At 56.7% G+C, this 25,292-nt stretch carries 26 protein-coding genes; 10 read left to right on the plus strand and 16 right to left on the minus strand.

The annotated features are described in order from the left end of the window. Position 1: 1 nt before the first annotated feature. Positions 2 to 862 carry a 16S rRNA (cytidine(1402)-2'-O)-methyltransferase gene (gene rsmI, locus SOM48_RS11635; protein WP_320511988.1) on the minus strand — a complete coding sequence of 287 codons (861 nt, stop codon included), beginning with the start codon at positions 860 to 862 and terminating at the stop codon, positions 2 to 4. 62 nt (positions 863 to 924) lie between these two features. Between rsmI and SOM48_RS11640 the strand changes: the two genes are divergently transcribed. From SOM48_RS11640 to dolP, 4 genes are read left to right on the plus strand one after another with little or no spacing between them, the layout of a single operon-like run. Then, positions 925 to 3,084: a penicillin-binding protein activator gene (locus SOM48_RS11640; protein WP_320511989.1), complete on the plus strand. Its 2,160-nt coding sequence runs from the start codon at positions 925 to 927 to the stop codon at positions 3,082 to 3,084. Then, positions 3,042 to 3,437 carry a YraN family protein gene (locus SOM48_RS11645; RefSeq protein ID WP_023480805.1) on the plus strand — a complete coding sequence of 132 codons (396 nt, stop codon included), beginning with the start codon at positions 3,042 to 3,044 and terminating at the stop codon, positions 3,435 to 3,437. The genes SOM48_RS11640 and SOM48_RS11645 overlap by 43 nt, the downstream gene beginning before the upstream one ends. A gap of 22 nt (positions 3,438 to 3,459) precedes the next feature. Then, positions 3,460 to 4,050, plus strand: coding sequence for a DnaA initiator-associating protein DiaA (gene diaA / locus SOM48_RS11650; RefSeq protein ID WP_023481027.1), 591 nt, complete (start codon positions 3,460 to 3,462; stop codon positions 4,048 to 4,050). A 9-nt stretch (positions 4,051 to 4,059) separates the two neighbouring features. Next, positions 4,060 to 4,635: a division/outer membrane stress-associated lipid-binding lipoprotein gene (gene dolP, locus SOM48_RS11655; RefSeq protein ID WP_023480922.1), complete on the plus strand. Its 576-nt coding sequence runs from the start codon at positions 4,060 to 4,062 to the stop codon at positions 4,633 to 4,635. Positions 4,636 to 4,681: 46 nt separating this feature from the next. On the opposite strand, the gene SOM48_RS11660 is transcribed toward dolP, so the two are convergent. Continuing rightward, on the minus strand, positions 4,682 to 5,719 hold the full coding sequence (locus SOM48_RS11660) for a permease (RefSeq protein ID WP_076769242.1): 1,038 nt from the start codon (positions 5,717 to 5,719) through the stop codon (positions 4,682 to 4,684). Between the two features lie 54 nt (positions 5,720 to 5,773). Continuing rightward, positions 5,774 to 6,427, minus strand: a complete 654-nt coding sequence (locus tag SOM48_RS11665) for an NAD(P)H-binding protein (RefSeq protein WP_320511990.1) — start codon at positions 6,425 to 6,427, stop codon at positions 5,774 to 5,776. A 119-nt stretch (positions 6,428 to 6,546) separates the two neighbouring features. Here SOM48_RS11665 and SOM48_RS11670 point away from each other — a divergent pair, with 119 nt between their 5' ends. After that, complete coding sequence (locus SOM48_RS11670; RefSeq protein WP_312202867.1) at positions 6,547 to 7,065, plus strand: type 1 glutamine amidotransferase domain-containing protein; 519 nt, start codon at positions 6,547 to 6,549, stop codon at positions 7,063 to 7,065. Here the strand turns inward: SOM48_RS11670 and SOM48_RS11675 are convergent. Continuing rightward, a complete protein-coding gene (locus tag SOM48_RS11675) occupies positions 7,051 to 7,488 on the minus strand; it encodes a YhbP family protein (protein ID WP_320511991.1) in 438 nt (145 codons plus the stop codon). The two genes, SOM48_RS11670 and SOM48_RS11675, sit on opposite strands and share 15 nt — an antisense overlap. Positions 7,489 to 7,502: 14 nt before the next feature. Between SOM48_RS11675 and SOM48_RS11680 the strand changes: the two genes are divergently transcribed. Further along, positions 7,503 to 7,844, plus strand: a complete 342-nt coding sequence (locus tag SOM48_RS11680) for a GIY-YIG nuclease family protein (RefSeq protein ID WP_076769244.1) — start codon at positions 7,503 to 7,505, stop codon at positions 7,842 to 7,844. On the opposite strand, the gene SOM48_RS11685 is transcribed toward SOM48_RS11680, so the two are convergent. After that, positions 7,831 to 8,334, minus strand: coding sequence for a GNAT family N-acetyltransferase (locus tag SOM48_RS11685; RefSeq protein WP_023481033.1), 504 nt, complete (start codon positions 8,332 to 8,334; stop codon positions 7,831 to 7,833). The two genes, SOM48_RS11680 and SOM48_RS11685, sit on opposite strands and share 14 nt — an antisense overlap. Next, positions 8,328 to 8,852, minus strand: coding sequence for a ubiquinone anaerobic biosynthesis accessory factor UbiT (gene ubiT / locus SOM48_RS11690; protein WP_023480822.1), 525 nt, complete (start codon positions 8,850 to 8,852; stop codon positions 8,328 to 8,330). Before ubiT ends, SOM48_RS11685 begins: the two co-directional genes overlap by 7 nt. A gap of 240 nt (positions 8,853 to 9,092) precedes the next feature. Between ubiT and ubiU the strand changes: the two genes are divergently transcribed. The 4 genes from ubiU (at position 9,093) to SOM48_RS11710 (ending at position 12,328) form a co-directional block, all read left to right on the plus strand. Continuing rightward, positions 9,093 to 10,088, plus strand: coding sequence for a ubiquinone anaerobic biosynthesis protein UbiU (gene ubiU, locus SOM48_RS11695; RefSeq protein ID WP_054802981.1), 996 nt, complete (start codon positions 9,093 to 9,095; stop codon positions 10,086 to 10,088). Positions 10,089 to 10,095: 7 nt separating this feature from the next. Beyond that, positions 10,096 to 10,974 carry a U32 family peptidase gene (locus SOM48_RS11700; RefSeq protein WP_288881020.1) on the plus strand — a complete coding sequence of 293 codons (879 nt, stop codon included), beginning with the start codon at positions 10,096 to 10,098 and terminating at the stop codon, positions 10,972 to 10,974. Between the two features lie 140 nt (positions 10,975 to 11,114). Beyond that, positions 11,115 to 12,122, plus strand: coding sequence for a luciferase-like monooxygenase (locus SOM48_RS11705; protein ID WP_139567378.1), 1,008 nt, complete (start codon positions 11,115 to 11,117; stop codon positions 12,120 to 12,122). A 17-nt stretch (positions 12,123 to 12,139) separates the two neighbouring features. After that, positions 12,140 to 12,328 carry a hypothetical protein gene (locus SOM48_RS11710; protein ID WP_320511992.1) on the plus strand — a complete coding sequence of 63 codons (189 nt, stop codon included), beginning with the start codon at positions 12,140 to 12,142 and terminating at the stop codon, positions 12,326 to 12,328. Positions 12,329 to 12,347: 19 nt separating this feature from the next. Here the strand turns inward: SOM48_RS11710 and mtr are convergent, their stop codons facing one another. The 10 genes from mtr to nusA form a co-directional block, all read right to left on the minus strand. Then, complete coding sequence (gene mtr / locus SOM48_RS11715; RefSeq protein WP_313278520.1) at positions 12,348 to 13,592, minus strand: tryptophan permease; 1,245 nt, start codon at positions 13,590 to 13,592, stop codon at positions 12,348 to 12,350. A 141-nt stretch (positions 13,593 to 13,733) separates the two neighbouring features. Next, complete coding sequence (locus SOM48_RS11720; RefSeq protein WP_094422235.1) at positions 13,734 to 15,638, minus strand: DEAD/DEAH family ATP-dependent RNA helicase; 1,905 nt, start codon at positions 15,636 to 15,638, stop codon at positions 13,734 to 13,736. After that, a complete protein-coding gene (yrbN, locus tag SOM48_RS22685) occupies positions 15,631 to 15,711 on the minus strand; it encodes a protein YrbN (RefSeq protein WP_124971232.1) in 81 nt (26 codons plus the stop codon). Before yrbN ends, SOM48_RS11720 begins: the two co-directional genes overlap by 8 nt. Positions 15,712 to 15,820: 109 nt before the next feature. After that, positions 15,821 to 16,705, minus strand: a complete 885-nt coding sequence (gene nlpI, locus SOM48_RS11725) for a lipoprotein NlpI (RefSeq protein ID WP_023481039.1) — start codon at positions 16,703 to 16,705, stop codon at positions 15,821 to 15,823. 109 nt (positions 16,706 to 16,814) lie between these two features. Continuing rightward, on the minus strand, positions 16,815 to 18,950 hold the full coding sequence (pnp, locus tag SOM48_RS11730; RefSeq protein WP_076769249.1) for a polyribonucleotide nucleotidyltransferase: 2,136 nt from the start codon (positions 18,948 to 18,950) through the stop codon (positions 16,815 to 16,817). A gap of 244 nt (positions 18,951 to 19,194) precedes the next feature. After that, the gene (gene rpsO, locus SOM48_RS11735; RefSeq protein ID WP_017457357.1) at positions 19,195 to 19,464 is read right to left on the minus strand and encodes a 30S ribosomal protein S15; all 270 of its coding nucleotides are present in this window, start codon (positions 19,462 to 19,464) and stop codon (positions 19,195 to 19,197) included. Positions 19,465 to 19,609: 145 nt separating this feature from the next. Beyond that, entirely contained in the window at positions 19,610 to 20,557 is a 948-nt protein-coding gene (truB, locus tag SOM48_RS11740) for a tRNA pseudouridine(55) synthase TruB (RefSeq protein WP_139567381.1), read from the minus strand. Beyond that, entirely contained in the window at positions 20,557 to 20,958 is a 402-nt protein-coding gene (rbfA, locus tag SOM48_RS11745) for a 30S ribosome-binding factor RbfA (RefSeq protein ID WP_023480926.1), read from the minus strand. The genes truB and rbfA overlap by 1 nt, the downstream gene beginning before the upstream one ends. Positions 20,959 to 21,053: 95 nt before the next feature. Then, positions 21,054 to 23,768, minus strand: a complete 2,715-nt coding sequence (gene infB / locus SOM48_RS11750; RefSeq protein WP_128482036.1) for a translation initiation factor IF-2 — start codon at positions 23,766 to 23,768, stop codon at positions 21,054 to 21,056. A 24-nt stretch (positions 23,769 to 23,792) separates the two neighbouring features. Beyond that, complete coding sequence (gene nusA, locus SOM48_RS11755; protein WP_023480893.1) at positions 23,793 to 25,280, minus strand: transcription termination factor NusA; 1,488 nt, start codon at positions 25,278 to 25,280, stop codon at positions 23,793 to 23,795. Positions 25,281 to 25,292 lie beyond the last annotated feature (12 nt).

Raw genomic sequence — 25,292 nt, forward strand, 5'->3', positions numbered from 1 at the left:
GTTACCCCTGGTTAGCCAGTGCGTACTTATAGAGGGCGTTTTTCTTCACGCCGTGGATTTCTGCGGCCAGCGCGGCGGCTTTTTTCAGCGGCAGTTCGGCTTGCAGCAGCGCCAGCGTGCGCAGCGCATCGGCGGGTAGTGCGTCCTCCTGCGCTTTATGGCCTTCGACAATCAGCACCATCTCGCCTTTGCGGCGGTTCTCATCCTCTTTCACCCATGCCAGCAGCTCGCCAACCGGCGCGCCCTGAATGCTCTCCCAGGTTTTGGTCAGCTCGCGCGCCAGCACCACGTAACGGGAGGGGCCCCAAACCGCAACCATATCCTCCAGGCTCTCCAGCAGGCGATGGGTCGATTCGTAGAAAATCAGCGTGCGTGGCTCGGCCTCAATCGCTTTAAGCGCGTCGCGGCGACCTTTAGATTTCGCCGGGAGAAAGCCTTCATAACAGAAGCGATCGGAGGGCAACCCTGCCGCACTGAGGGCGGCAATCGCCGCGCAGGGGCCAGGCAGGGGCACAACGCGAATGCCGGCTTCGCGGCAGGTACGCACCAGGTGATAGCCGGGATCGTTAATCAGCGGCGTGCCCGCATCCGAGACGAGGGCAATGTTCTGTCCCTCTTTCAGCTTCGCCACCAGCATTTGCGCTTTTTGCTGCTCGTTATGGTCGTGAAGGGCAAACATCCGCGCGTTGATGGCGAAATGTTGCAGCAGTAAACCGGTGTGGCGGGTATCCTCAGCGGCAATCAAATCAACGTCTTGCAACACGGTTAATGCGCGTTGGGTAATATCAGCCAAATTCCCGATGGGAGTAGGTACAATGTAAAGCTGACCTTGAGAATTCTCCGCCGATTCGTGTTGTTTCATTGTTTCATCCGTATTGCCGATTTAATATTGAGCACTGCGTAAAAAATATCACTGGATACAGTATGCTACCGTCAAAATTTCTTCGTTCGAAAGCCACGCGCTGCCTGCCTGTGGTGCTGGCCGCCCTGCTGTTCGCGGGCTGCGGCACACAGTCAACAGACCAGAGCACCTCGCATATGGAGGGCTCAGCGCAGGCTGATTCTGCCTACTACCTGCATCAGATGCAGCAAAGCACAGATGATAGCAAGACCAACTGGCAATTACTCGCCATTCGTGCACTGCTCAAAGAGGGCAAAACCCAGCACGCCGACGAGCTGTTTGGTCAGTTGCCGCAGGATCTGAACGATACGCAGCGTAAAGAGTACGCGCTGCTCGCCGCCGAAATGAAGCTGGCGCAGCGTGATGTAGCTGGTGCGCAGGCGCTGCTTGATAAGATCGATCCCGCTGAGCTTGAGAAGAATCAGCAGGCGCGTTACTGGCAGATCGCCATTGCCGCCGCACAGGGTAAACCCTCCCTGACGCTGCTGCGCGCTCTTATCGCCCGCCAGCCGCTGCTGACGACGCCGGAAGAGCAGCAGAAAAATATTGATGCCACCTGGCAGGCGCTCTCCTCCATGACCCAGGATCAGGCGAGAACGCTGGTGATCAACGCCGATGAAGTGACACTACAGGGCTGGCTCGATCTGCAGCGTATGTGGTTCGACAACCGCAACGATGCCAAAATGCTGAAAGCCGGTATCAGCGACTGGCAGACCCGCTACCCGCAGAACCCGGCGGCGAAAATGCTGCCGACTCAGCTCTCCAATTTGCAAAATTTCAAACCGGCATCGACCAGTAAAATTGCCCTGCTGCTGCCGTTAAACGGCCAGGCGGCGGTGTTTGGTCGCGCTATTCAGCAGGGTTTTGAAGCGGCGAAAAATGGCGCTTCGCCGGTCTCCGGCCCGGCTGTTCCACAGCAGGTAGCGCAAGCGGCCACCTCTGACGTGGTAAGCCCTTCGCAGGCGAATGTTGCCGACCTGACCAGTGGCGAGGCACAGCCGAACGTTGCTGTACCGACTGCCCAGCCGGTACAGGCACCGGATAGCGCGGCGCAAAGCGCCCCTGCCGATGAAACGCAGCCTGCGGAAAATGCACAGCAGCCAGCCGCCAATAACGAGCAGCCTGCTGAAAGCGCGCAGCAAACGCCTGCGGCGACGGCACCACAAACCACGCCATCTCAGCCCGTCGCCGTTACCGCCCAATCTAACTCGGGAGCGGAGCTGAAAATCTATGACACCAGCGCGCAGCCGATGGATCAGATTCTTAACCAGGTGCAGCAGGATGGCGCAAGCATCGTCGTCGGCCCGCTGTTGAAAAACCATGTTGAAGAGTTGATGCGCAGCCATACCACGCTCAATGTGCTGGCGCTTAACCAGCCGGAGCAGGTCGAGAACCGCCCGAACATCTGCTACTTCGCCCTGTCGCCGGAAGATGAAGCCCGCGACGCGGCGCGCCATATTCACGATCAGGGGCGTCAGGCACCGCTGCTGCTGATCCCGCGCAGTGCGCTGGGCGATCGCGTCAGCACCGCGTTTGCTGACGAGTGGCAGAAAATCGGCGGCGGCGTTGTGCTGGCGCAGAAATTTGGTTCCACCGCCGAGCTGCGTATGGGGCTGAACGGCCGCTCCGGCATCTCAATGACCGGCAGCCCGGTCTCCGCTAGCCTGCCACAGCAGCAGGGCGTAACCATTGGCGGCCTCAATATTCCGGCACCGCCGAGCGATGCGCAGATTAGCGGCGGCGGCAAAGTTGATGCGGTCTATATTTTGGCGACGCAGGATGAAATTGCGCTGATCAAACCGATGATCACCCTACGCACCGGCAGCCAGAGCGGTGTGATGCTCTACGCCAGCTCGCGCAGCGCGCAGGGCGGCGCAGGGCCGGACTTCCGCCTTGAGATGGAAGGGCTGCAATACAATGAGATCCCGATGCTCGCAGGCGCGAATCCTTCCCTGATGCAGCAAGCGCTGCGCAGTGTGAATAACGACTACTCGCTGGCGCGTCTCTACGCGATGGGCGCGGATGCATGGTCGCTGGCGAATAACTTCTCGCAAATGCGTCAGGTGCCGGGCTTTGAGCTGAACGGCAACACCGGCGACCTCACCGCCACCCAGGATTGCGTGATCAACAGGAAGTTGTCATGGCTCAAATACCAGCAGGGGCAGATCGTCCCGGCAAACTAACCCGCAAACAGAGCGGCGACGCCTGGGAGATGGAGGCTCGCCGTTTTCTGCAGAGCAAGGGATTGCGTTTTATCGCCGCCAACGTGCGCGAGCGCGGCGGCGAAATCGACCTGATTATGCGCCACGGTAGCACCACCGTCTTCGTCGAGGTGCGCTACCGCGCCTCGGCGCGTTTTGGCGGCGCGGCAAGCAGCGTAACCCTCGCCAAGCAGCGCAAACTGCTGCATACCGCCCATTTGTGGCTTGCCCGGCACAATGGGAGTTTTGATACTGTGGATTGCCGGTTTGATGTGGTAGCCTTCACCGGAAATGACGTTGAGTGGCTACAGAACGCCTTTGGCGGCCACGCATAATTGCTCAATCATAGGGATTACCGTGCTCGAACGAATTAAAGTCTGCTTTACGGAAAGCATTCAAACTCAAATTGCAGCTGCGGAAGCGCTGCCCGATGCGATTTCCCGCGCAGCCATGACAATGGTGCACTCCCTGCTCAACGGCAACAAAATCCTCTGTTGTGGCAACGGCACCTCCGCCGCCAACGCACAGCATTTTGCTGCCAGCATGATCAACCGTTTCGAAACAGAGCGCCCCAGTTTACCTGCCATTGCACTTAATACCGATAATGTGGTCTTAACCGCGATAGCGAATGACCGTCTGCATGACGAGATCTATGCCAAGCAGGTGCGCGCCCTGGGCCATAACGGCGACATTTTGCTGGCGATCTCCACCCGGGGTAACAGCCGCGATATCGTAAAAGCCGTGGAAGCGGCCGTGACGCGCGATATGTCGATCATCGCGCTGACCGGTTATGACGGCGGCGAGCTGGCTGGCCTGCTGGGCCCGCAGGATGTGGAAATTCGTATTCCTTCTCACCGCAGCGCGCGCATCCAGGAGATGCACATGCTGACGGTGAATTGCTTGTGCGATTTGATTGATAACACGCTTTTTCCTCACCAGGATGATTAAGGAGTACACATGAAGGCATTTACGCCCCTCGCAGTCCTTATTTCCGCACTGCTGCTACAGGGTTGCGTTGGCGCAGTGGTGGTCGGGTCTGCCGCCGTTGGCACCAAAGCCGCGACGGATCCCCGCACCGTGGGCACCCAGGTGGATGACGGCACCCTGGAGCTGCGCGTCAACAGCGCACTGTCTAAAGATCAGCAGTTGAAGAAAGAGGCGCGTGTTAACGTCACCGCCTATCAGGGGAAAGTGCTGTTGACCGGCCAGGCGCCGAATACCGAACTCTCTTCACGGGCGAAACAGATTGCCATCGGCGTGGAAGGCGCAACGGAAGTCTTTAACGAGATCCGTCCGGGCCAGCCGATTGGTCTGGGAACGGCTTCGTCCGATACCTGGATCACCACCAAAGTGCGCTCGCAGCTGCTTGGCAGCGACCAGGTGAAATCCTCTAACGTGAAAGTCACCACCGAGAACGGCGAAGTGTTCCTGATGGGTCTGGTGACCGCGCGTGAAGGCCAGGCCGCGGCGGATATCGCCAGCCGCGTCAGCGGCGTCAAGCACGTCACCACCGCCTTTACCCTGCTCAAATAATGAAAAAGCCCGGTATCAACCGGGCTTTTTTCTTTCACTTCACGCGTTACACCAGCGCGACAAAGCCGGTCAACATTCCGCACACCGCCACCAGCGCGGCGGTCAGCCACAGGGCTTTTGCCGGGAAGGATTTGCGCAGCATCACCAGCGACGGCAGGCTTACCGCCGGCAGCGTAATCAGCAGCGCCAGCGCAGGCGCCATGCCCATCCCTGCCAGCATCATAGTCTGCACAATCGGGATCTCGGCCGCCGTTGGAATGACAAACAGACAGCCGGCAATCGCCATCGCCACCACCCACAATACCGTGTTATCCACTGCGCCATCGGCATGGGGGAAGAGCCAGACGCGCGCTGCGCCAAGTACCAGCACCGCAAGAATATAGACCGGGATGGTGCTCCAGAAGAGCTGCCATAGCGCCCGGCCCCAGCGAGCCATAAAGCTGCCCTGCGGCTCCGGCAGCGTGATATCCACGGCTTCCGCCTGCTGCGGGCTCTCTTTAACCACGCTCTGCACAATCATCGCCACACCAAGCACCGTCACCAACCCTGCCACCAGGCGAATGGCGGCGAAGTGCCAGCCGAGGACAAAGCCCATAAACACCAGCGTGGCCGGGTTAAGCAGCGGGTTACCCATCCAGAAGGCGAGCGCACCGCCCATCGAAACACGCTGGCGACGCATACCGGCCGCGACGGGTGCCGCGCAGCAGGAGCACATCATGCCCGGTAAAGAGAAGAGCGTGCCGAGCAGCGTGCCGCGAAAGCGCTGCTGTCCGAGCGTGCGCAGCAGCCAATCACGCGGGATCAGCACCTGAATCAGCGAGCCGAGCAGCACGCCAAGCACGGCGGCTTTCCAGACGGCGAGGAAATAGACCATGGCGTAATCCAGCGCCGCCTTAAACGGGCTGGCATCAGCCTGGGCAAGAATCGATTTACCAATGCTGTGCGTCTCGGCGGCGGTGAAGGCTTTGCCGTAATAAGGCTGCCATTTCACGAACCAGAGACCAACAATAACAACAAGAAAGAACAGCGCGGGTTTCCACCATTGGATCGGTGTCGCCGCATGAGGTGAAGACTGACCAGCCATAACATGCCCCGGGGATAGTGTAGTTTTTAGCCCCGGCATAGTACGCCTGAATTGCTATTTTGCAAACGGGCTCTGAGCGGCCATCGCCCGCAGCTGGGCCGATTCGATAATCTCAACGCCGCGATTGTCGCCAGAACGCGCAGCGGCCAGCAGCGCGCGGGCGACATCCTGCGCAGCAATCGACTTCCAGTTACCCGGCAGCAGGCGAAAAAGCGGTGCCAGCAATGATTCGTTAGCGCGCTTTTTCTCACGTTCCCCAAGCAGCATCGACGGGCGCGCCAGCGTCAACGATGGCCACTGTTGAGCGGTAAGCGCCGCCTCCATCTCCCCTTTCACCCGGTTATAGAAAAAGGGCGAATGTGCATTAGCGCCCATTGAACTCACCACCAGCAGCTGTCTGGCACCCAGCCGCTGGCCGGTTAACGCCGTGTCCACCACCAGCGTGTAATCGGCCAGCACAAACGCCTCTTTGCTGCCCGCTTCGCGCCGCGTGGTGCCCAGGCAGCAGAAGACCGTATCAACCGGTTCGGTGACCTGCGCCAGCGCATCGCTGAGTTGCGGATCATGCGGATTAATGACGCCTTCGGCACTTTGCAGTGGGCGACGCGTTGGCGCAAAGATGGCGTCGACGCCCGGTTCCGCCATCAGCAACCGCAGCAGATGCCCACCCACTAAACCGGTCGCACCGGTGATTAATACCCGTTCCATCCTTTCCCCTTTACAGACGAATCTGCCTTGCAATGTCAGCCTCGTGAACCAGGCTTACGGTTACTGGTGAGTTACAGTATGGATAACTCCCTTTCTGAAGCCAAAACAACGGAGGAAGTATGAGCAAGAAAATAGCGGTCTTGATCACCGACGAGTTTGAAGATTCAGAATTCACCTCTCCGGCAGAAGCGTATCGCAAGGCCGGGCATGAGGTTGTGACGATTGAGAAAGAGGCCGGAAAAACCGTCACCGGCAAACAGGGCGAGGCAAAAGTTAAGATCGATAAAGCCATTGATGAGGTGAGCCCGGATGAATTTGACGCCCTGCTGCTACCAGGCGGCCACTCCCCTGACTCCCTGCGCGGCGATGATCGCTTTGTCACCTTTACCCGCGAGTTTGTTAACTCCGGTAAACCCGTATTCGCCATCTGCCATGGCCCACAGCTGCTGATTAGCGCTGATGTTATTCGCGGTCGCAAGCTGACGGCGGTGAAACCGATTGTGATTGATGTGAAAAACGCGGGTGCGGAGTTCTTCGACCAGGAAGTGGTAATCGATAACGATCAGCTGGTCACCAGCCGTACGCCTGACGACTTACCGGCATTTAACCGCGAAGCGCTGCGTCTACTCGGTGCCTGAGTCGCGTAACCAGTGAAATTTTTTGCCAAACCCCAGCGTGTTGTCGGTGAATTTGATTTCGCGAAGGCGAACCTCCCACATCGGGGCTGACAGCGCGCGGGCTATCGGAAAGCGTCGGTTGTAGCGTTCGCGCAGCACCGCGCTTTCCGCCTCTTCCAGCCGTTTTATCTCACCGGAAAACTGCACGCCGCGAATCAAGGCAACGCTTTTCGGCTGCCCGTTAACCGTACCGGCAACCTTAGCCTGTATGCCTGTCATCTGTGAATGGCGCGTTTTATCTTCGCTCAGCACATAGAAGGCGACGGCCTGCGGATCGTAGATATAAAACGCATTGGCGCACCAGAGTTCGCCCTCTTTTGCCACGCACCAGGTCACGACATGCTGCTTTGCCAGCCAGCGGTTAATCGCCGCAAGGGACTCCATTTTTTCTCCTTCTCATGCTATTTTTCGCCCACCTTAACACAGCGAAGATTGCCATGACGCCCTGGTTTCTCTATCTCATCCGCACGCGCGACAACCTGCTCTACACCGGTATTACGACCGATGTTGCACGGCGTTTTACGCAGCATCAAACGGGAAAGGGAGCAAAAGCGTTGCGCGGTAAGGGCGCGCTGGAACTGGTCTTTTCGGCGCAGGTTGGTGAGCGTTCGCTGGCGCTACGCCTTGAGTACCGCATTAAGCAGTTGACCAAGCACCAGAAAGAGCGCCTCGTTGCCGGAGAGGGCATCTTCGAGGCGCTACGGGAAACGCTACTGACGTCAGCGGTTAAAAGCGATTGAAGTGATCGCTGTACTCCACCAGACCACTGACGCCATTGAAGGCATCGTCAGCAAGGCGATGTACCAGGAATGCGGCTTCGCTTTGCGACCAGGCGCAGCGTAAATCGTACTGCGAGGCGCGCTCAAAGCCCAAACGCTGGTAGAAATCAGGATCGCCGAGCGTTACCGCAGCGGCGTAGCCAAATTCGTTGAGGGAATCCAGCCCTTCATAGACGAGCTGGCGGGCGATGCCCTGACCACGGTAAGCCTCGTCTACCGCCAGCGGCGCAAGCGCGACCCACTGTAACTCCTCACCTGCGACAGCGACCGGGCTAAATGCCACATAGCCCACTACCTGCCCTTCATCGTCCGTGGCAACGCATCCCAGCGTGATCAACCCGTCTTCACGCAGATCGTGCACCAGTGACGCTTCAGCCTCGCCGTTAAAACTGCGGCGCAGCAGGGCATCAATACCGGGTGCATCAATGGGAATTTCAACTCTAATCAGCATGGCTCACCTACAGAAGGTTGTGTCGTTGCAGGCGGCGCTTTCAGGCCCGCCTCAACAAAATCCGCCAGCTGTAGCAGCATCACCCGCAGGGGTTTTGGCATCTGCTCCAGCTCAATGGCGTCCATCAGGTTTTTAACATACAGCCCCAGTTCCGTGTCCCCTTCAATAAGCAGGCGACGCTGGAAGAAAAGCGTATCCGGATCCTGTTTTCGCGCGGCAATCATCAGTAAATCGCTGGCATCGGCGCTAAAGCTGACATCCGCGTCGGCAGATTCACGTACGATCATCTGCCCATCCTCAACAGAGGTATACCACGTCAGGCCAATATCACGTACCTGAATACTTAACCAGCGCCCTTCGAGAAACTCAAGCTCACCCTCCGCCAGCGCCTGTTGGAACTGCCAGCGCAGCACTTGCTCAAGTACCTGACGTTTAAGCACAAACGGCGTCAGCTTCACCGGAAAAGCAAGCAGTGACGGGCCAAGATGAACAAGCTGTGAGCGCAATTTTTCCAACACGACGATGACTCCCTGAAGTGATAATGCGGGCTATTTTGCCACAATCAGCAATGTGCATAACGGCGCACATCAACAATTACGGAATAAATGGGCAACGATTATTGCCGTCATCAATACGCATTTAACTGCCTCAAATCAAAAATTGTCGCTGACAGGTTAACTAGAATCCCAGTTCATTAACAATTCAGTGACCCTTCGGGGTACGCCCGGGCCACTGCGCCCCTGATTGCAGGAAAGACTATGGAGTTGCTCTGCCCTGCCGGGAACCTACCGGCACTGAAAGCGGCCATCGAAAACGGTGCCGATGCGGTGTATATCGGCCTGAAAGATGACACAAACGCCCGCCATTTTGCCGGACTCAACTTTACCGAGAAGAAGCTGCAGGAAGCGGTCAGTTTCGTCCACCAGCACCGCCGCAAGCTGCATATTGCTATCAACACCTTTGCGCACCCGGATGGCTATCAGCGCTGGGAGCGTGCGGTGGATATGGCGGCGCAGATTGGTGCGGACGCGCTGATTCTGGCCGACATCGCAATGCTGGAGTATGCCGCCGCGCGCTATCCGCACATCGAGCGCCACGTCTCCGTACAGGCCTCGGCGACCAACGAAGAGGCGATCCGCTTCTATCACCGTCACTTTGATGTCGCCCGCGTGGTGCTGCCGCGCGTACTCTCCATTCATCAGGTCAAACAGCTTGCCCGCGTGACGCCGGTGCCGCTGGAAGTGTTTGCCTTCGGCAGCCTCTGCATCATGGCCGAGGGGCGCTGTTACCTCTCCTCTTACCTGACCGGCGAGTCGCCGAATACCGTTGGTGCCTGCTCTCCGGCGCGCTTTGTGCGCTGGCAGCAGACGCCGCAGGGGCTGGAATCTCGCCTCAACGATGTGCTGATCGATCGCTATCAGGAGGGGGAAAACGCCGGTTACCCGACGCTGTGCAAAGGGCGTTATCGGGTGGATGGCGAGCGCTACCACGCGCTGGAGGAGCCGACCAGCCTCAATACGCTTGAGCTGCTGCCGGATCTGCTGGCGGCGAATATCGCCTCGGTGAAGATTGAAGGACGCCAGCGCAGCCCGGCGTATGTCAGCCAGGTGGCAAAGGTGTGGCGACAGGCGATCGATCGCTGCATCGCCTCCCCGCAGGATTTTGTGCCGCAACCGGCGTGGATGGAGACACTCGGTGCCATGTCAGAAGGCACCCAGACCACCCTCGGCGCGTATCACCGTAAATGGCAGTAGGTAAACCATGAAATATTCATTAGGGCCGGTGCTTTACTACTGGTCAAAAGAGACGCTTGAGGACTTTTATCAGCAGGCGGCAAACAGCCGCGCTGATGTGGTCTATCTCGGCGAAGCGGTGTGCAGCAAACGCCGCGCCACCAAAGTGGGTGACTGGCTGGCGATGGCGAAAGCGCTGGCCGACAGCGGCAAACAGGTGGTGATTTCGACGCTGGCGCTGGTGCAGGCCTCATCGGAACTCAACGAACTGAAGCGCTATGTCGATAACGGCGAGTTTCTGCTGGAGGCGAGCGATCTCGGGGTGGTGAATCTGTGCGCCGAGCGCAAGCTACCGTTTGTCGCCGGGCATGCCCTCAACTGTTATAACGCCGTTACCTTGCGCTTGCTGCTGAAACAGGGAATGGTGCGCTGGTGCATGCCGGTGGAGCTCTCCCGCGACTGGCTGGTAAACCTGCTCGATCAGTGCGACACGCTCGGTATTCGCCAGCAGTTTGAAGTCGAAGTGTTGAGCTACGGCCATCTGCCTCTCGCCTACTCTGCCCGCTGCTTTACCGCGCGCTCGGAGAATCGAGCAAAAGATGAGTGCGAAACCTGCTGCATTAAATACCCGACCGGGCGCAGCATGCGTTCCCAGGAGGATCAGCAGGTCTTCGTGCTCAACGGCATTCAGACCATGAGCGGTTATGTCTACAACCTCGGTAATGAGCTGACTTCGATGCAGGGGCTGGTCGATGTGGTACGGCTCTCGCCGATGGGGAGTGAAACCTTCACCATGCTGGAGGCGTTTAAAGCGAATGAAACCGGCAGCGCGCCACTGCCGCTGGCGTCGAACAGCGACTGCAATGGCTACTGGCGCAGGCTGCCGGGGCTGATGCTCGAGGCGTAAAAGGCTCGCTTTGTTAACAGCAATCGTCGCCCGTTCATGCAGTATGAAAGTTGCAGCTTTTCTGGCCTGACGCGGCTCCATGCGCCAGGCTGGAAGAAGACCTTCAATCTGATGACGATGCTGTAGCAAAGTGAGTGTTTATGTCTGAGAAAACCGTTGCGTTTTCGGTGCTGGATTTAGCGCCGATTCCACAAAACTCAAGCGCGCGTGACGCGTTTACCCATTCCCTCGATCTGGCGAAGCTGGCAGAGAAGCGCGGTTACGATCGCTTCTGGCTGGCGGAGCACCACAACATGACCGGGATCGCCAGCGCGGCGACGTCGGTGTTGATCGGTTACCTGGCAGCGAATACGCAAACCCTGCGTCTCGGCTCTGGCGGCGTGATGCTGCCGAACCACGCTCCGCTGGTAATTGCCGAGCAGTTCGGTACGCTGAATACGCTCTATCCGGGACGTATCGATCTCGGGCTTGGCCGCGCGCCGGGCAGCGATCAGCGCACGATGATGGCGCTGCGCCGCCATATGAGCGGCGATGTTGATAATTTCCCGCGCGATGTGAAGGAGCTGGTCGACTGGTTTGACGCCAACGATCCGAACCCGCACGTGCGCCCGGTGCCGGGTTACGGTGAGAAGATCCCGGTGTGGCTGTTAGGCTCCAGCCTTTACAGTGCGCAGCTTGCCGCCCAATTGGGTCTGCCGTTTGCCTTCGCCTCACACTTTGCGCCGGATATGCTGTTCCAGGCGCTGCATCTCTATCGCACCCAGTTCAAGCCCTCCGCGCGACTGGAAAAACCCTATGCGATGGTGTGTATCAATATTGTTGCCGCCGATAGCAACCGCGATGCGGAGTATCTCTTTACCTCGATGCAGCAGGCGTTTGTGAAGCTGCGCCGTGGTGAGACGAGCCAGCTTCCGCCGCCGATTGAGAATATGGATCACTTCTGGTCGCCGTCTGAAAAGTACGGCGTGCAGCAGGCGCTGAGCATGTCGCTGGTGGGTGATAAAGCGAAAGTGCGCCACGGTCTTGAATCGATCCTGCGGGAAACCGAGGCGGATGAGATTATGGTTAACGGGCAGATTTTCGATCACCAGGCGCGGCTGCACTCGTTTGAGCTGGCGATGCAGGTGAAAGAGGAGTTGTTCGGTTAGAACGTTGCCCGGCTTTTATGCCGGATGGCGCTGGCGCTTATCCGGCCTACGGGGATCGTGCGGTCTTTATGCCGGATGGCGCTGACGCTTATCCGGCCTACGGGGATCGTGCGGTGTTTATGCCGGATGGCGCTGGCGCTTATCCGGCCTACGGGGATCGTGCGGTCTTTATGCCGGATGGTGCTGCGCTTATCCGGCCTACATAATTGTGCAGGCCGGGTTTGATTAGTGATAGACCGGCAGCAGGTCAAAGCTCGATAACAGATGCACCACCGCGTTGCCTGCGCCGAAAAGCAGGATCAAAACAATCATCGGCTTACCGCCCCAGACGCGAAACGCCGGGCTGCCGAAGCGTTTACGTGAAGCATTCGCCAGCAGCGCTGGCACAATCGCGGCCCAGATCGTGGCGGCTAAACCCGCATAACCAATGGCGTATAAAAAGCCGTTCGGCCACAGCAGCCCCCCAATAATCGGCGGCAGGAATGTCAGCAGCGCAGTCTTAAAACGCCCCAACGGCGCATCATCAAACTTAAAGAGATCGGCCAAGTAATCAAACAGCCCGAGCGTCACGCCGAGGAAAGAGCTGGCAACGGCAAAGTTGGAGAAGATCACCAGCAGCAGATCGAGGCTGCGGCTGTTCAGCACGCCGCTCAACGCCTGCACCAGCACATCGATATTGCCGCCTTTAGCCGCGATATCGATAAACGCCGGACGGGCAATATTCCCCATCGTCACCAGTAACCAAATCACATACAGCCCGAGCGCCAGCAGCGTACCGTAGACCAGGCAGCGGGTAATCACGCGTGGATCCTTGCCGTAATATTTCATCAGGCTCGGCACATTGCCGTGGTAGCCGAAGGAGGCGAGACAGAACGGCAACGTCATCAGCAGGTAGGGCGTGTAAGAGGCGTCGCTCTGCGCCACGTTAAACAGCGTTGCCGGCTGCACATGCCCGAGCAGGCTACCGAAGGTGAGGAAGAAGGTGATCACTTTGGCGCCCAGCACAATCGCCGTCATGCGGCTGACCGCGTGGGTTGAGAGCCAGACGATAAACGCTACCAGCAGCGCAAACCCCAGCCCTGCCAGCCGTGGCGGCACATCCAGCGACATTTCAGCAAAGGTGTGGTGCAGGATCGAGCCGCTCGCCGAGATGTAGGCGTAGGTCAGGATGTAGAGCACAAAGGCGATAGAGAGCCCGTTAATCAGGTTCCACCCTTTGCCCAGCAGATCTTTGGTGATGGTGTCGAAGCTCGCGCCGCTGCGGTAGTTGAGGTTGGCCTCAAGGATCATCAGGCCCGAGTGCAGCATACAGAACCAGGTAAACACCAGTGCCAGAAGCGACCAGAAGAACCACGCGCCGGACATCACCACCGGCAGGGAAAACATGCCTGCGCCGATAATTGTGCCGCCGATAATCACCACTCCGCCGAACAGCGAAGGGGAAGCCTGGGTGGTTGTCAGTGTCGACATCTGAAACGTTCTCCTGTAATGGCGCTATGCCGAAAGTAAAGCCGATGCATTGTACCAGTACAGGAGTACATTGCAGATAAAAAAAGCCCCAATCTTTTCGATCGGGGCTGTATCTATTACTTTACGTTTGAAGCGTAAGGTTTACGCGTCACGACGACGGGTCGTGCCTTCTTCGCGGCGCGGGCCACGATTTTCACGACGCTCACCGCTGAAACGGCCTGCACCAGCCGGTGCTGCACCATCACGACGCGGACCGCGGCCACCTTCACGACGCTCGCCGCCGCCGAAGCTACGACGCTCACCGCCGCCAGGACGGCGTTCGCTGCGCTCACGCGGCTGTGCATCGCCCAGCAGCTGCATATTCATCGGTTTGTTGAGAATACGCGTGCGGGTAAAGTGCTGCAGAACCTCGCCCGGCATGCCTTTCGGCAGCTCGATGGTGGAGTGCGAACCGAACAGCTTGATGTTACCAATGTAGCGGCTGCTGATGTCGCCTTCGTTGGCGATGGCACCAACGATATGACGAACTTCAACACCGTCATCACGGCCCACTTCAATACGGTACAGTTCCATATCACCAACATCGCGACGCTCACGACGCGGACGGTCTTCACCGGCACGTTCGGTACGCGGACCACGGTCATTGCGGTCGTTACGATCGCCACGGCGTTCGAAACGCTCATCACGCTCGCGGAACTCACGCTTAGGACGCATCGGTGCATCCGGCGGCAGGATCAGCGGACGTTCGCCCTGTGCCATTTTCAGCAGTGCGGCAGCCAGCGTTTCGATATCCATCTCTTCTTCAGAAGAGGGCTGGATTTTCGCCAGCAGCGCGCGGTACTGGTCCAGATCGCTGCTTTCCAGCTGCTGCTGTACTTTCGCGGCGAATTTTTCCAGACGGCGTGTGCCCAGCAGTTCTGCGTTCGGCAGCTCTACTTCCGGAATGGTCAGCTTCATCGTACGTTCGATGTTGCGCAGCAGACGACGCTCGCGGTTCTCAACGAACAGCAGGGCGCGGCCAGCACGACCCGCACGACCGGTACGGCCGATACGGTGAACGTAAGACTCGGAGTCCATCGGGATGTCATAGTTAACAACCAGGCTGATGCGCTCAACGTCCAGGCCACGGGCCGCAACGTCGGTTGCAATCAGGATGTCCAGACGACCATCTTTCAGACGCTCCAGAGTCTGCTCACGCAGGGCCTGGTTCATGTCACCGTTCAGCGCGGCGCTGTTGTAACCGTTGCGCTCCAGCGCTTCAGCCACTTCAAGGGTCGCGTTTTTGGTGCGCACGAAGATGATCGCGGCATCAAAATCTTCTGCTTCAAGGAAGCGAACCAGCGCTTCGTTTTTACGCATGCCGTAGACAGACCAGTAGCTCTGGCTGATGTCCGGGCGAGTTGTCACGCTGGACTGAATGCGCACTTCCTGCGGCTCTTTCATAAAGCGGCGGGTAATGCGACGGATCGCTTCCGGCATGGTGGCGGAGAACAGAGCGGTCTGGTGACCTTCCGGGATCTGCGCCATGATAGTTTCTACGTCTTCGATAAAGCCCATGCGCAGCATTTCGTCGGCTTCATCCAGCACCAGACCGCTCAGTTTGGAGAGGTCCAGGGTGCCGCGTTTCAGGTGATCCAGCAGACGTCCCGGCGTACCGACAACGATCTGCGGGCCCTGACGCAGGGCGCGTAATTGCACGTCATAACGCTGGCCACCGTAAAGAGCAACCACGTTCACGCCATGCATGTGTTTAGAGAAATCGGTCATCGCTTCAGCTACCTGAACCGCCAGTTCGCGGGTCGGAGCAAGCACGAGGATCTGCGGCGCACGCAGGTCCGGATCGATGTTATGGAGCAGCGGAAGAGAAAACGCTGCGGTTTTCCCGCTACCAGTCTGGGCCATGCCCAGCACGTCACGACCGTTCAGCAGGTGCGGAATGCACTCAGCCTGGATCGGAGATGGTTTTTCGTAACCGAGATCGTTAAGGGCTTCAAGGATAGGAGCCTTCAGGCCCAGATCTGCAAAAGTGGTTTCGAATTCAGCCATGTAGTACAAGTGCCTCTATGTCATTGGCGGCCAGTCTACATAACTCATCGTGAAAATATTTGGCAATTTTCATTGAAAAGTGTGAACCGGCTCAAAGTAGGTGTATTGACGAACAACAACGCCCTCACCAGTTAAGGTGATGGCAATCAAAAAAGATTACGGGCTGATGTTTATGTCGTCAGCTATTGCTGGTCCGATTCTGCCAGGTCGTCTTGCTCCTGGCCCAAGAGCGATAATTCCAACAATGCATAACGGTGCTCAACGAAGTTGTGGACGTTGTTAGCAACCGCTAATTTGAACAGTGCCGTAGCGCTGTCCTTATCCCCCAGACTTAGGTAGTACTTACCTAAATAGAAGTTGGTTTCACTGAGATGCTCAGCGAGCGAGGTGTTATCCGTTGCGTCCGCCTTCAGGCGATCCATTAGCTCAGATTCGCTAATGTCACCGAGGTAGAACTCGACAATATTCCATCCCCATTGTTCCTTGTCCGATTTTTCGAAGCGCTGTTTCAGTGCTTCTTTCGCCTTGTGCTCATCGAGCTTCCGCTCAACGATGTAAAGCCACAGGCTACGGAAAGGATCATTAGGATCGTCTTGATAAAACGCCAGCAGATCATCTTGCGCTAACTTATCACGACCGCCATAGTGCAGAGCGATGCCGCGGTTTAAGTGCGCGTAGTTGTAAGTTGGATCAAGCTCAAGTACAGAATCAAACGCTTCATAGGCAGCATCAAAATTGCCTGCCTGCGTTAAATAAATGCCTAAGTAATTGAATACTTCAGGCATATCGGGTCGGATGGCCAGCGCTTGTGAAAAATCATTCCGCGCCAACGCCCTCAAACCAAGACTATCATACAATACTCCGCGCTCATATAAAAGCTGTGCGCGTTCATCATCGGATAAAGCCCGACTGGCAAGAATTTGTTCCATGCGTGCCAGAATCACTTCTTGCTGCAAAGTCGGTTGCAATGGCACCGCGAGGACTTCGCTCTTACGCCAGGCAGAGTTGCTGCATCCTGCCAGCGTTAGAGCTGTCGCAACGAAACACCAGCGCAAAAAAGGCTTCATTTCCTACTCCCGAAGACAACAATTGGATGAACGTCCTGTCCCCCGGCTGCAAACATGGCGTCCTGCCTGAGAATACGCCCTCCGCCTGCGCGGAGGGCAAAGGCAAACCTTACTCGCCCAGTTCTGCTTGCGGCGCTTCTGACGCTTCAACAGGCTGAGTTTGTTCAGTTGCTTCTTTAATGCTTAGACGAATACGGCCCTGGCGGTCAACTTCCAGAACTTTCACCGGCACTTCCTGACCCATCTGCAGGTAGTCGGTCACTTTCTCTACGCGCTTATCGGCGATCTGAGAAATGTGCACCAGGCCCTCTTTACCGCCACCGATGGCAACAAACGCACCAAAGTCGACGATACGGGTGACTTTACCGTTGTAGATACGGCCCACTTCGATCTCAGCGGTGATCTCTTCGATACGACGAATCGCGAATTTCGCTTTGTCGCCGTCGGTTGCCGCGATTTTCACGGTACCGTCATCTTCGATTTCGATGGTCGTGCCGGTCTCTTCGGTCAGGGCACGGATAACGGAGCCGCCTTTACCGATAACGTCTTTGATCTTGTCCGGGTTGATCTTGATGGTGTGGATACGCGGCGCGAACTCAGAGATATCGCCACGCGGCGCGTTAATCGCCTGCTCCATCACGCCGAGGATATGCAGACGTGCACCTTTCGCCTGGTTCAGCGCAACCTGCATGATCTCTTTGGTGATGCCTTCGATTTTGATATCCATCTGCAGCGCAGAGATACCGTCGCGGGAACCAGCTACTTTAAAGTCCATGTCACCCAGGTGATCTTCATCGCCGAGGATGTCAGACAGAACGACAAAGTTTTCGCCCTCTTTCACCAGGCCCATTGCGATACCGGCAACAGCGGCTTTCACCGGTACGCCTGCATCCATCAGTGCCAGCGATGCGCCGCACACGGAAGCCATGGAAGAGGAACCGTTGGATTCGGTGATTTCAGAAACCACACGCACGGTGTACGGGAATTTATCAGCTTCCGGCATAACAGCCAGCACGCCGCGTTTCGCCAGACGACCGTGACCAATTTCACGACGCTTCGGCGAACCGACCATACCGGTCTCACCTACGGAGTACGGAGGGAAGTTGTAGTGGAACAGGAAGCTGTCAGTGCGCTCGCCCATCAGTTCGTCGATGTTCTGCGCGTCACGTGCGGTACCCAGGGTTGCTGTTACCAGCGCCTGCGTTTCACCACGGGTAAAGAGTGCGGAGCCGTGAGTACGCGGCAGAACGCCGGTACGAACGTCCAGACCACGAATCATATCTTTTTCACGGCCATCGATACGCGGTTCGCCTGCCAGTACGCGGCTACGAACAACGTTTTTCTCGATAGCGTGCAGGATTTCGCCCAGCTCGTTAGCGTCCAGGGACTCATCTTCTGCAACCAGCGTCGCGATGGTTTCAGATTTGATCACGTCAACCTGAGCGTAACGCTCCTGTTTGTCGGTGATGCGGTAAGCATCGCTCAGACGGGATTCTGCCAGCGCTGCAACGCGCGCGTTCAGCGCTTCGTTGACCGCTTCCGGCTGCCAGTCCCAGCGCGGTTTACCCGCTTCTTTCACCAGATCGTTGATGTTCTGGATAACAATCTGCTGCTGCTCATGGCCATAAACCACCGCGCCCAGCATCTGATCTTCGCTCAGCAGTTCTGCTTCGGATTCAACCATCAGCACAGCTGCTTCGGTACCGGCAACAACCAGATCCAGTTTGCTGGATTTCAGCTCTTCCTGAGTCGGGTTCAGCACATACTGGTCGTTGATGTAACCAACGCGCGCGGCGCCGATCGGGCCGTTGAACGGAATACCAGAGAGAGAAAGTGCAGCAGAAGCACCAATCATCGCCACGATATCAGGGTTAACCTGCGGGTTAACGGAAACCACGGTCGCGATAACCTGGACTTCGTTGACGAAACCTTCCGGGAACAGCGGGCGAACCGGGCGGTCAATCAGACGCGCGATCAGGGTTTCGCCTTCGCTTGGACGGCCTTCACGACGGAAGAAGCCACCCGGGATTTTACCGGCAGCGTAAGTACGCTCCTGGTAGTTAACGGTCAGCGGGAAAAAGTCCTGACCTGGTTTTGCTTTTTTCTGGCCAACAACGGTAACGAATACCGCGGTGTCGTCCATGCTTACCATCACGGCAGCGGTTGCCTGACGGGCCATCATGCCGGTTTCCAGCGTGACGGTGTGTTGACCATATTGGAATTTACGAATGATCGGATTCAGCAAAATTCTATCCTTTCTTAATGAACATCAGCACACCCAGGGCGTGCTGATAATTAAACCGGACCTTCTTGCATCCTCGCGACTAATGACAACCTTAACCCGCCCATTACGGATAAAGCCTCTCATTAGCCGCGCGAACCTCTGCAATGAAGATCATACCTGGCAACAATACATCAGTTTAGTGCCAATTGCTGCCGCCTGGTTGAAAAAAGGGGCCGTAAAGGCCCCTTCTTGAAACTCGCCAGACTTAGCGACGCAGACCCAGACGCTCGATCAGCGCGGTGTAGCGTGCAACGTCTTTACGTTTCAGGTAGTCGAGCAGTTTACGACGCTGAGAAACCATACGCAGCAGACCACGACGGCTGTGGTGATCTTTTTTGTGCTCTGCAAAGTGACCCTGCAGGTGGTTAATCTGAGCAGTCAGCAGTGCAACCTGAACTTCGGTAGAACCGCTGTCGTTAGAACCACGACCAAACTCGGAAACGATTTTTGCTTTAGCTTCAACGCTTAGAGACATTTTCAACTCCAGTGATATAAGAATGACAGGGTGCCGATCTCTAATTCAGCTCCCCCAGATTTAACGCCGGGTATGTTAAATACATAGCCCGGCGTTAAGCGGCAATATTCTACTCGTAGTCGGGCATTCCCGCAAGGTAAGCCCGTCAGTCAGCAGGATACTCAACAACCAGACGACGCGGCGCAACTCGCCCCTGCTCATCAATTTCGCCCATGCCGATAAACTTGCCCTCTTCGCCTTCCGTCACGCGAACCAGCCCTTCGGCCGGCGTAGTGGAAGCGCGCACCGGTTGGCCGTTTTTGAAATAGGCAGCAACCACGGTGGGGATGTTTACAACAGGGAAATCGGACGCCGGGCTATCCATCGGCATCAACAGCGGATCAAGCAGCTCTGCCGCAGGAACATCCTGCTGCTCGGCCTGCTGGACTAACTCCTGCAACTGCTCAAGCGTAACCATCCGCTCAATCGGATAGCGGCTGACCGCCAGACGACGCAAATAGATAACATGCGCGCCACAGCCCAGCTTCTCGCCCAGATCGTCAATAATGGTGCGAATGTACGTCCCTTTTGAGCAGTGGATTTCCAGCTCCAGTTCATCCCCTTCATGGCGAATAAACAGCAGTTCATACACGGTTATGGGGCGCGCTTCACGCGGCACTTCAATGCCCTGACGCGCATACTCGTAAAGCTTCTTACCCTGGTACTTCAGAGCCGAGTACATCGAAGGGATTTGCTGCGTGTTACCGCGAAAGCTCTCCAGTGCGCTCGCCAGCTCTGTGGCCGTAAAGGTCACCGGGCGCTCTTCAACGACCTGGCCATCGGCATCCGATGTATCAGTGCGTTGGCCAAGGCGGGCAATTACCCGGTAGCGCTTATCGGAATCCAGCAGATACTGAGAAAATTTTGTCGCCTCACCGAGGCAGATCGGCAGCATGCCGGTTGCCAGCGGATCCAGCGCGCCGGTGTGACCCGCACGGTTGGCGTTATAGAGACGTTTTACTTTCTGCAGGACATCATTGCTTGATGCGCCCTGCTGCTTATCCAGCAGCAGCACGCCATGCACGTCGCGACCGCGACGACGAGGACGACTCATCAGTCCTCCTTGCTGTCGTCCGGGTTCACACGACGTTCATCATCGTGCTTCACCACGCTGGTGACCAGGTTGGACATGCGCATCCCTTCAACCAGCGAGTTGTCGTAGAAGAATGTCAGTTCCGGCACGATACGCAGACGCATCGCTTTCCCCAGCAGGGAGCGGATAAAACCGGAAGCGTCGTGCAGGGCTTTAATGCCCGCTTTGATCGACTCTTCATCTTTGTCATTCAGGAAAGTCACGAACACTTTGGCATACGCCAGATCGCGGGAGACTTCGACACCGGATACGGTGGTCATCATGCCCAGGCGCGGATCTTTGATTTCACGCTGCAGGATAGTAGCAATCTCTTTTTGCAACTCCTGAGCGACGCGCTGCGGGCGACCAAATTCTTTCGCCATATTACTTCTCCAGACTAAAAAGGGGCCGTAGCCCCTTTAGATATCTCTTGCCGGGTGGCGCTTCGCTCCCGGCCTACGTTGCGCTAATGCGTCGATTATTCGATAGAGCGCTTAATTTCGATAATTTCGAAGACTTCGATCATATCGCCGGTACGTACGTCATTGTAGTTCTTAACGCCGATACCACACTCCATGCCGTTACGGACTTCGTTAACGTCATCTTTGAAGCGGCGCAGGGATTCCAGCTCGCCTTCATAGATAACCACGTTGTCGCGCAGGACGCGGATCGGGTTGTGACGTTTGACGACGCCTTCGGTAACCATACAGCCAGCAACCGCGCCGAATTTCGGCGATTTGAACACATCGCGCACTTCAGCCAGACCGATGATCTGCTGTTTCAGCTCAGGTGAGAGCATACCGCTCATCGCCGCTTTCACTTCGTCGATCAGGTTATAGATGACGGAGTAGTAACGCAGATCCAGACCTTCCGCTTCGATCACGCGACGCGCAGAGGCATCGGCACGAACGTTGAAGCCAACCAGGATAGCGTTAGACGCAGCTGCAAGCGTGGCGTCGGTTTCGGTGATACCACCTACGCCAGAGCCAACAATCTTCACTTTCACTTCTTCAGTAGAGAGTTTCAGCAGCGAGTCGGAGATAGCTTCCACAGAGCCCTGAACGTCAGCTTTCAGCACGATGTTCACTTCGTGCACTTCGCCTTCGGTCATGTTGGCAAACATGTTCTCCAGCTTAGATTTCTGCTGGCGAGCCAGTTTAACTTCGCGGAATTTGCCCTGACGATAGAGCGCAACTTCACGCGCTTTCTTCTCGTCACGTACCACGGTGGCTTCATCACCCGCCGCCGGAACACCGGAGAGGCCAAGGATTTCTACCGGAATGGACGGACCCGCTTCGGTCACTTCACGACCCAGCTCGTCACGCATCGCACGGACACGGCCATATTCGAAGCCGCAGAGTACGATGTCGCCTTTATGCAGCGTACCTTCACGCACCAGGACGGAAGCTACCGGACCACGACCTTTATCAAGGAAGGATTCGATAACAACACCGCTCGCCATGCCGTTACGGACAGCGTGCAGTTCCAGAACTTCGGCCTGCAGCAGGATTGCATCCAGCAGGTCGTCGATACCGGTACCGGCTTTCGCGGAGACGTGTACGAACTGGCTTTCGCCGCCCCACTCTTCCGGAATGATCCCGTACTGAGAGAGTTCGTTTTTAACACGATCCGGATCGGCTTCCGGCTTATCGATTTTGTTCACTGCAACAACTACCGGCACTTTCGCCGCTTTCGCGTGCTGAATAGCTTCGATAGTCTGCGGCATCACGCCATCGTCTGCTGCAACAACCAGAACAACGATATCCGTTGCCTGAGCACCACGGGCACGCATTGCGGTAAACGCGGCGTGGCCTGGGGTATCCAGGAAGGTGATCATGCCGTTGTCGGTTTCAACGTGGTAAGCACCGATGTGCTGGGTAATGCCACCCGCTTCAGCGGATGCCACTTTCGTTGAACGAATGTAGTCCAGCAGCGAGGTTTTACCGTGGTCAACGTGACCCATGATGGTCACGACCGGCGCGCGCGGTTCAACCGCAGCACCTGTGTCACGGTCGCTCATTACCGCTTCTTCCAGCTCGTTTTCACGACGCAGGATAACTTTGTGGCCCATCTCTTCCGCAACCAGCTGTGCGGTTTCCTGGTCGATGACCTGGTTGATGGTTGCCATGGCGCCCAGTTTCATCATCGCTTTGATGACCTGAGAGCCTTTAACTGCCATTTTGTTAGCCAGCTCGCCGACGGTCAGGGTTTCACCGATCACAACGTCACGGTTAACGGCCTGGGCCGGTTTGTTGAAGCCCTGCTGCAGTGCAGAGCCTTTACGCTGACGGCCGCCTTTACCACCGCGAACCGCGGCGCGCGCTTCTTCTCGGTCAGCTTTGCTTTCAGAGTGCTTGTTGCCTTTCTTCGGACGCGGGGCTTTAGCGGTACGGGTACGGCTACGGCCACCTTCGACTTCACGATCGTTATCATCTTCAGCCTGACGTGCATGCTGGGAGGTGGTGACGTGATAATCGCCGGTCGTCTCTTCTTCTTCGCCTGGCGTTGCCGTCCAGGTTGCTTCGTTCTGTTCTGCCATTCGACGGGCTTCTTCCGCTACGCGACGTGCATTTTCTTCCAGTTTACGACGAGCCTCTTCTTCCGCTTTACGCTTAAGTTCCTGCGCTTCGGATTCACGACGGGCTTTTTCCGTCTGGGCTGCCCTGGTCACTTCGTCAGTTTGATGGTTGCTCACTTTGCTATTTTCCGCAGCTTCGCGTTTCGTGCTTTCGGCATTTTCACGTTTAGCTTTTTCTTCAGCTTCACGTTTCAGACGCACTTCGGCTTCACGCTTGGCTTTTTCCTCGGCTTCTCGCTCAGCGGCTTCCTCTGCTTCACGACGGGCCTTCTCCTCCGCTTCACGCATCGCCTCTTCTTCCGCAGCGAGACGTTCAGCCTCTTGTGGATCGCGTTTTACAAAGGTGCGCTTTTTACGGACTTCGATCTGCACCGATTTACTTTTCCCACCGGTGCCCTGAATATTTAATGTGCTGCGCGTTTTGCGCTGCAACGTCAGCTTATCAGGCGCAGAACCGTGTTCACGGTTCAGATGCGCTAACAGCGTCTGTTTTTCCTGCGCCGTCACTGAATCATCAGCAGACTTGCGGATCCCTGCATCAGCAAATTGCTGTACCAGGCGGTCCACAGAGGTTTGAATCTCAGCGGCCAGCGTTTTTACGGTTACATCTGTCATGCTGTTCCTTCCTGCTACAGTTTATTACGCTTCGTCACCAAACCAGCAAATATTACGCGCGGCCATGATGAGCTCACCGGCTTTGTCGGCAGTTAACCCTTCGATATCGCTCAGGTCATCCACACCTTGCTCGGCGAGGTCTTCCAGCGTACAAACACCACGAGCAGCCAGTTTGAAAGCCAGTGCACGATCCAGACCGTCCAGGTTCAGCAGGTCTTCAGCCGGTTCTTTATTCCCCAGGCTTTCTTCCTGCGCCAGCGCCAGAGTAGTCAGTGCGCTTTTCGCACGATCACGCAGCGCTTCGACGGTGTCTTCATCCAGGCCATCGATTTCCAGCAGCTCTTTGATTGGCACATAGGCCAGTTCTTCCAGCGTTGAGAAACCCTCTTCGACCAGAACAGTGGCGAAATCTTCGTCAATGTCCAGATAACGGGTGAAGGTATCAATCGCTGCGTGAGCCTCAGCCTGATGCTTGGACTGCAGATCTTCAACGGTCATAACGTTGAGTTCCCAGCCGCTCAGCTGAGACGCGAGACGCACGTTCTGACCGTTACGGCCAATCGCCTGCGCCAGGTTGCCCGCTTCAACAGCGATATCCATGGTGTGCTTATCTTCATCCACCACGATAGAAGCAACATCAGCCGGTGCCATTGCGTTGATAACGAACTGGGCCGGGTTGTCGTCCCACAGTACGATATCGATACGTTCGCCGCCGAGTTCGGTAGAAACGGCCTGAACGCGGGCACCACGCATACCAACGCATGCCCCAACCGGGTCAATACGCTTGTCGTTGGTTTTCACCGCAATTTTGGCGCGAGAACCCGGATCGCGGGCTGCGGCTTTAATCTCGATAACTTCTTCGCCGATTTCTGGTACTTCAATACGGAACAGTTCAATCAGCATTTCCGGCTTGGAACGCGTAACGAACAGCTGCGCACCGCGCGCTTCTGGGCGCACTGCGTACAGCACGCCGCGAATGCGGTCGCCCGGACGGAAGTTTTCACGCGGCAGCATATCTTCGCGCAGGATCACGGCTTCAGCGTTGCTGCCCAGATCCAGCGTGATGTTGTCGCGGTTCACTTTTTTCACCACGCCGGTGATGATTTCACCTTCGTGTTCGCGGAACTGATCGACAACCATTGCGCGCTCTGCTTCACGTACTTTCTGTACGATAACCTGCTTCGCGGTTTGGGTGGTGATACGGTCAAACGTCACGGATTCAATCTGATCTTCAACGTAATCGTCGAGGTTCAGGCTCTCATCTTCGTAACGTGCCGCTTCGAGAGTGATTTCACGCGTCGGCTGCGTCACTTCTTCAACGATTAGCCAGCGACGGAATGTGTCGAAATCACCGCTTTTACGATCGATGCTTACACGCACATCAATCTCTTGCTCATATTTTTTCTTGGTTGCTGTAGCCAGAGCACTTTCCAGCGCTTCAAAGATTTTTTCACGCGGAAGCGACTTTTCGTTAGAAACAGCTTCAACAACAGCCAAAATTTCTTTGTTCATTGGGGGCCTTTC

Source organism: Kosakonia sp. CFBP8986 (genome assembly GCF_034044935.1).
In the GTDB taxonomy this organism is placed as follows: Bacteria; Pseudomonadota; Gammaproteobacteria; order Enterobacterales; family Enterobacteriaceae; genus Kosakonia; species Kosakonia cowanii.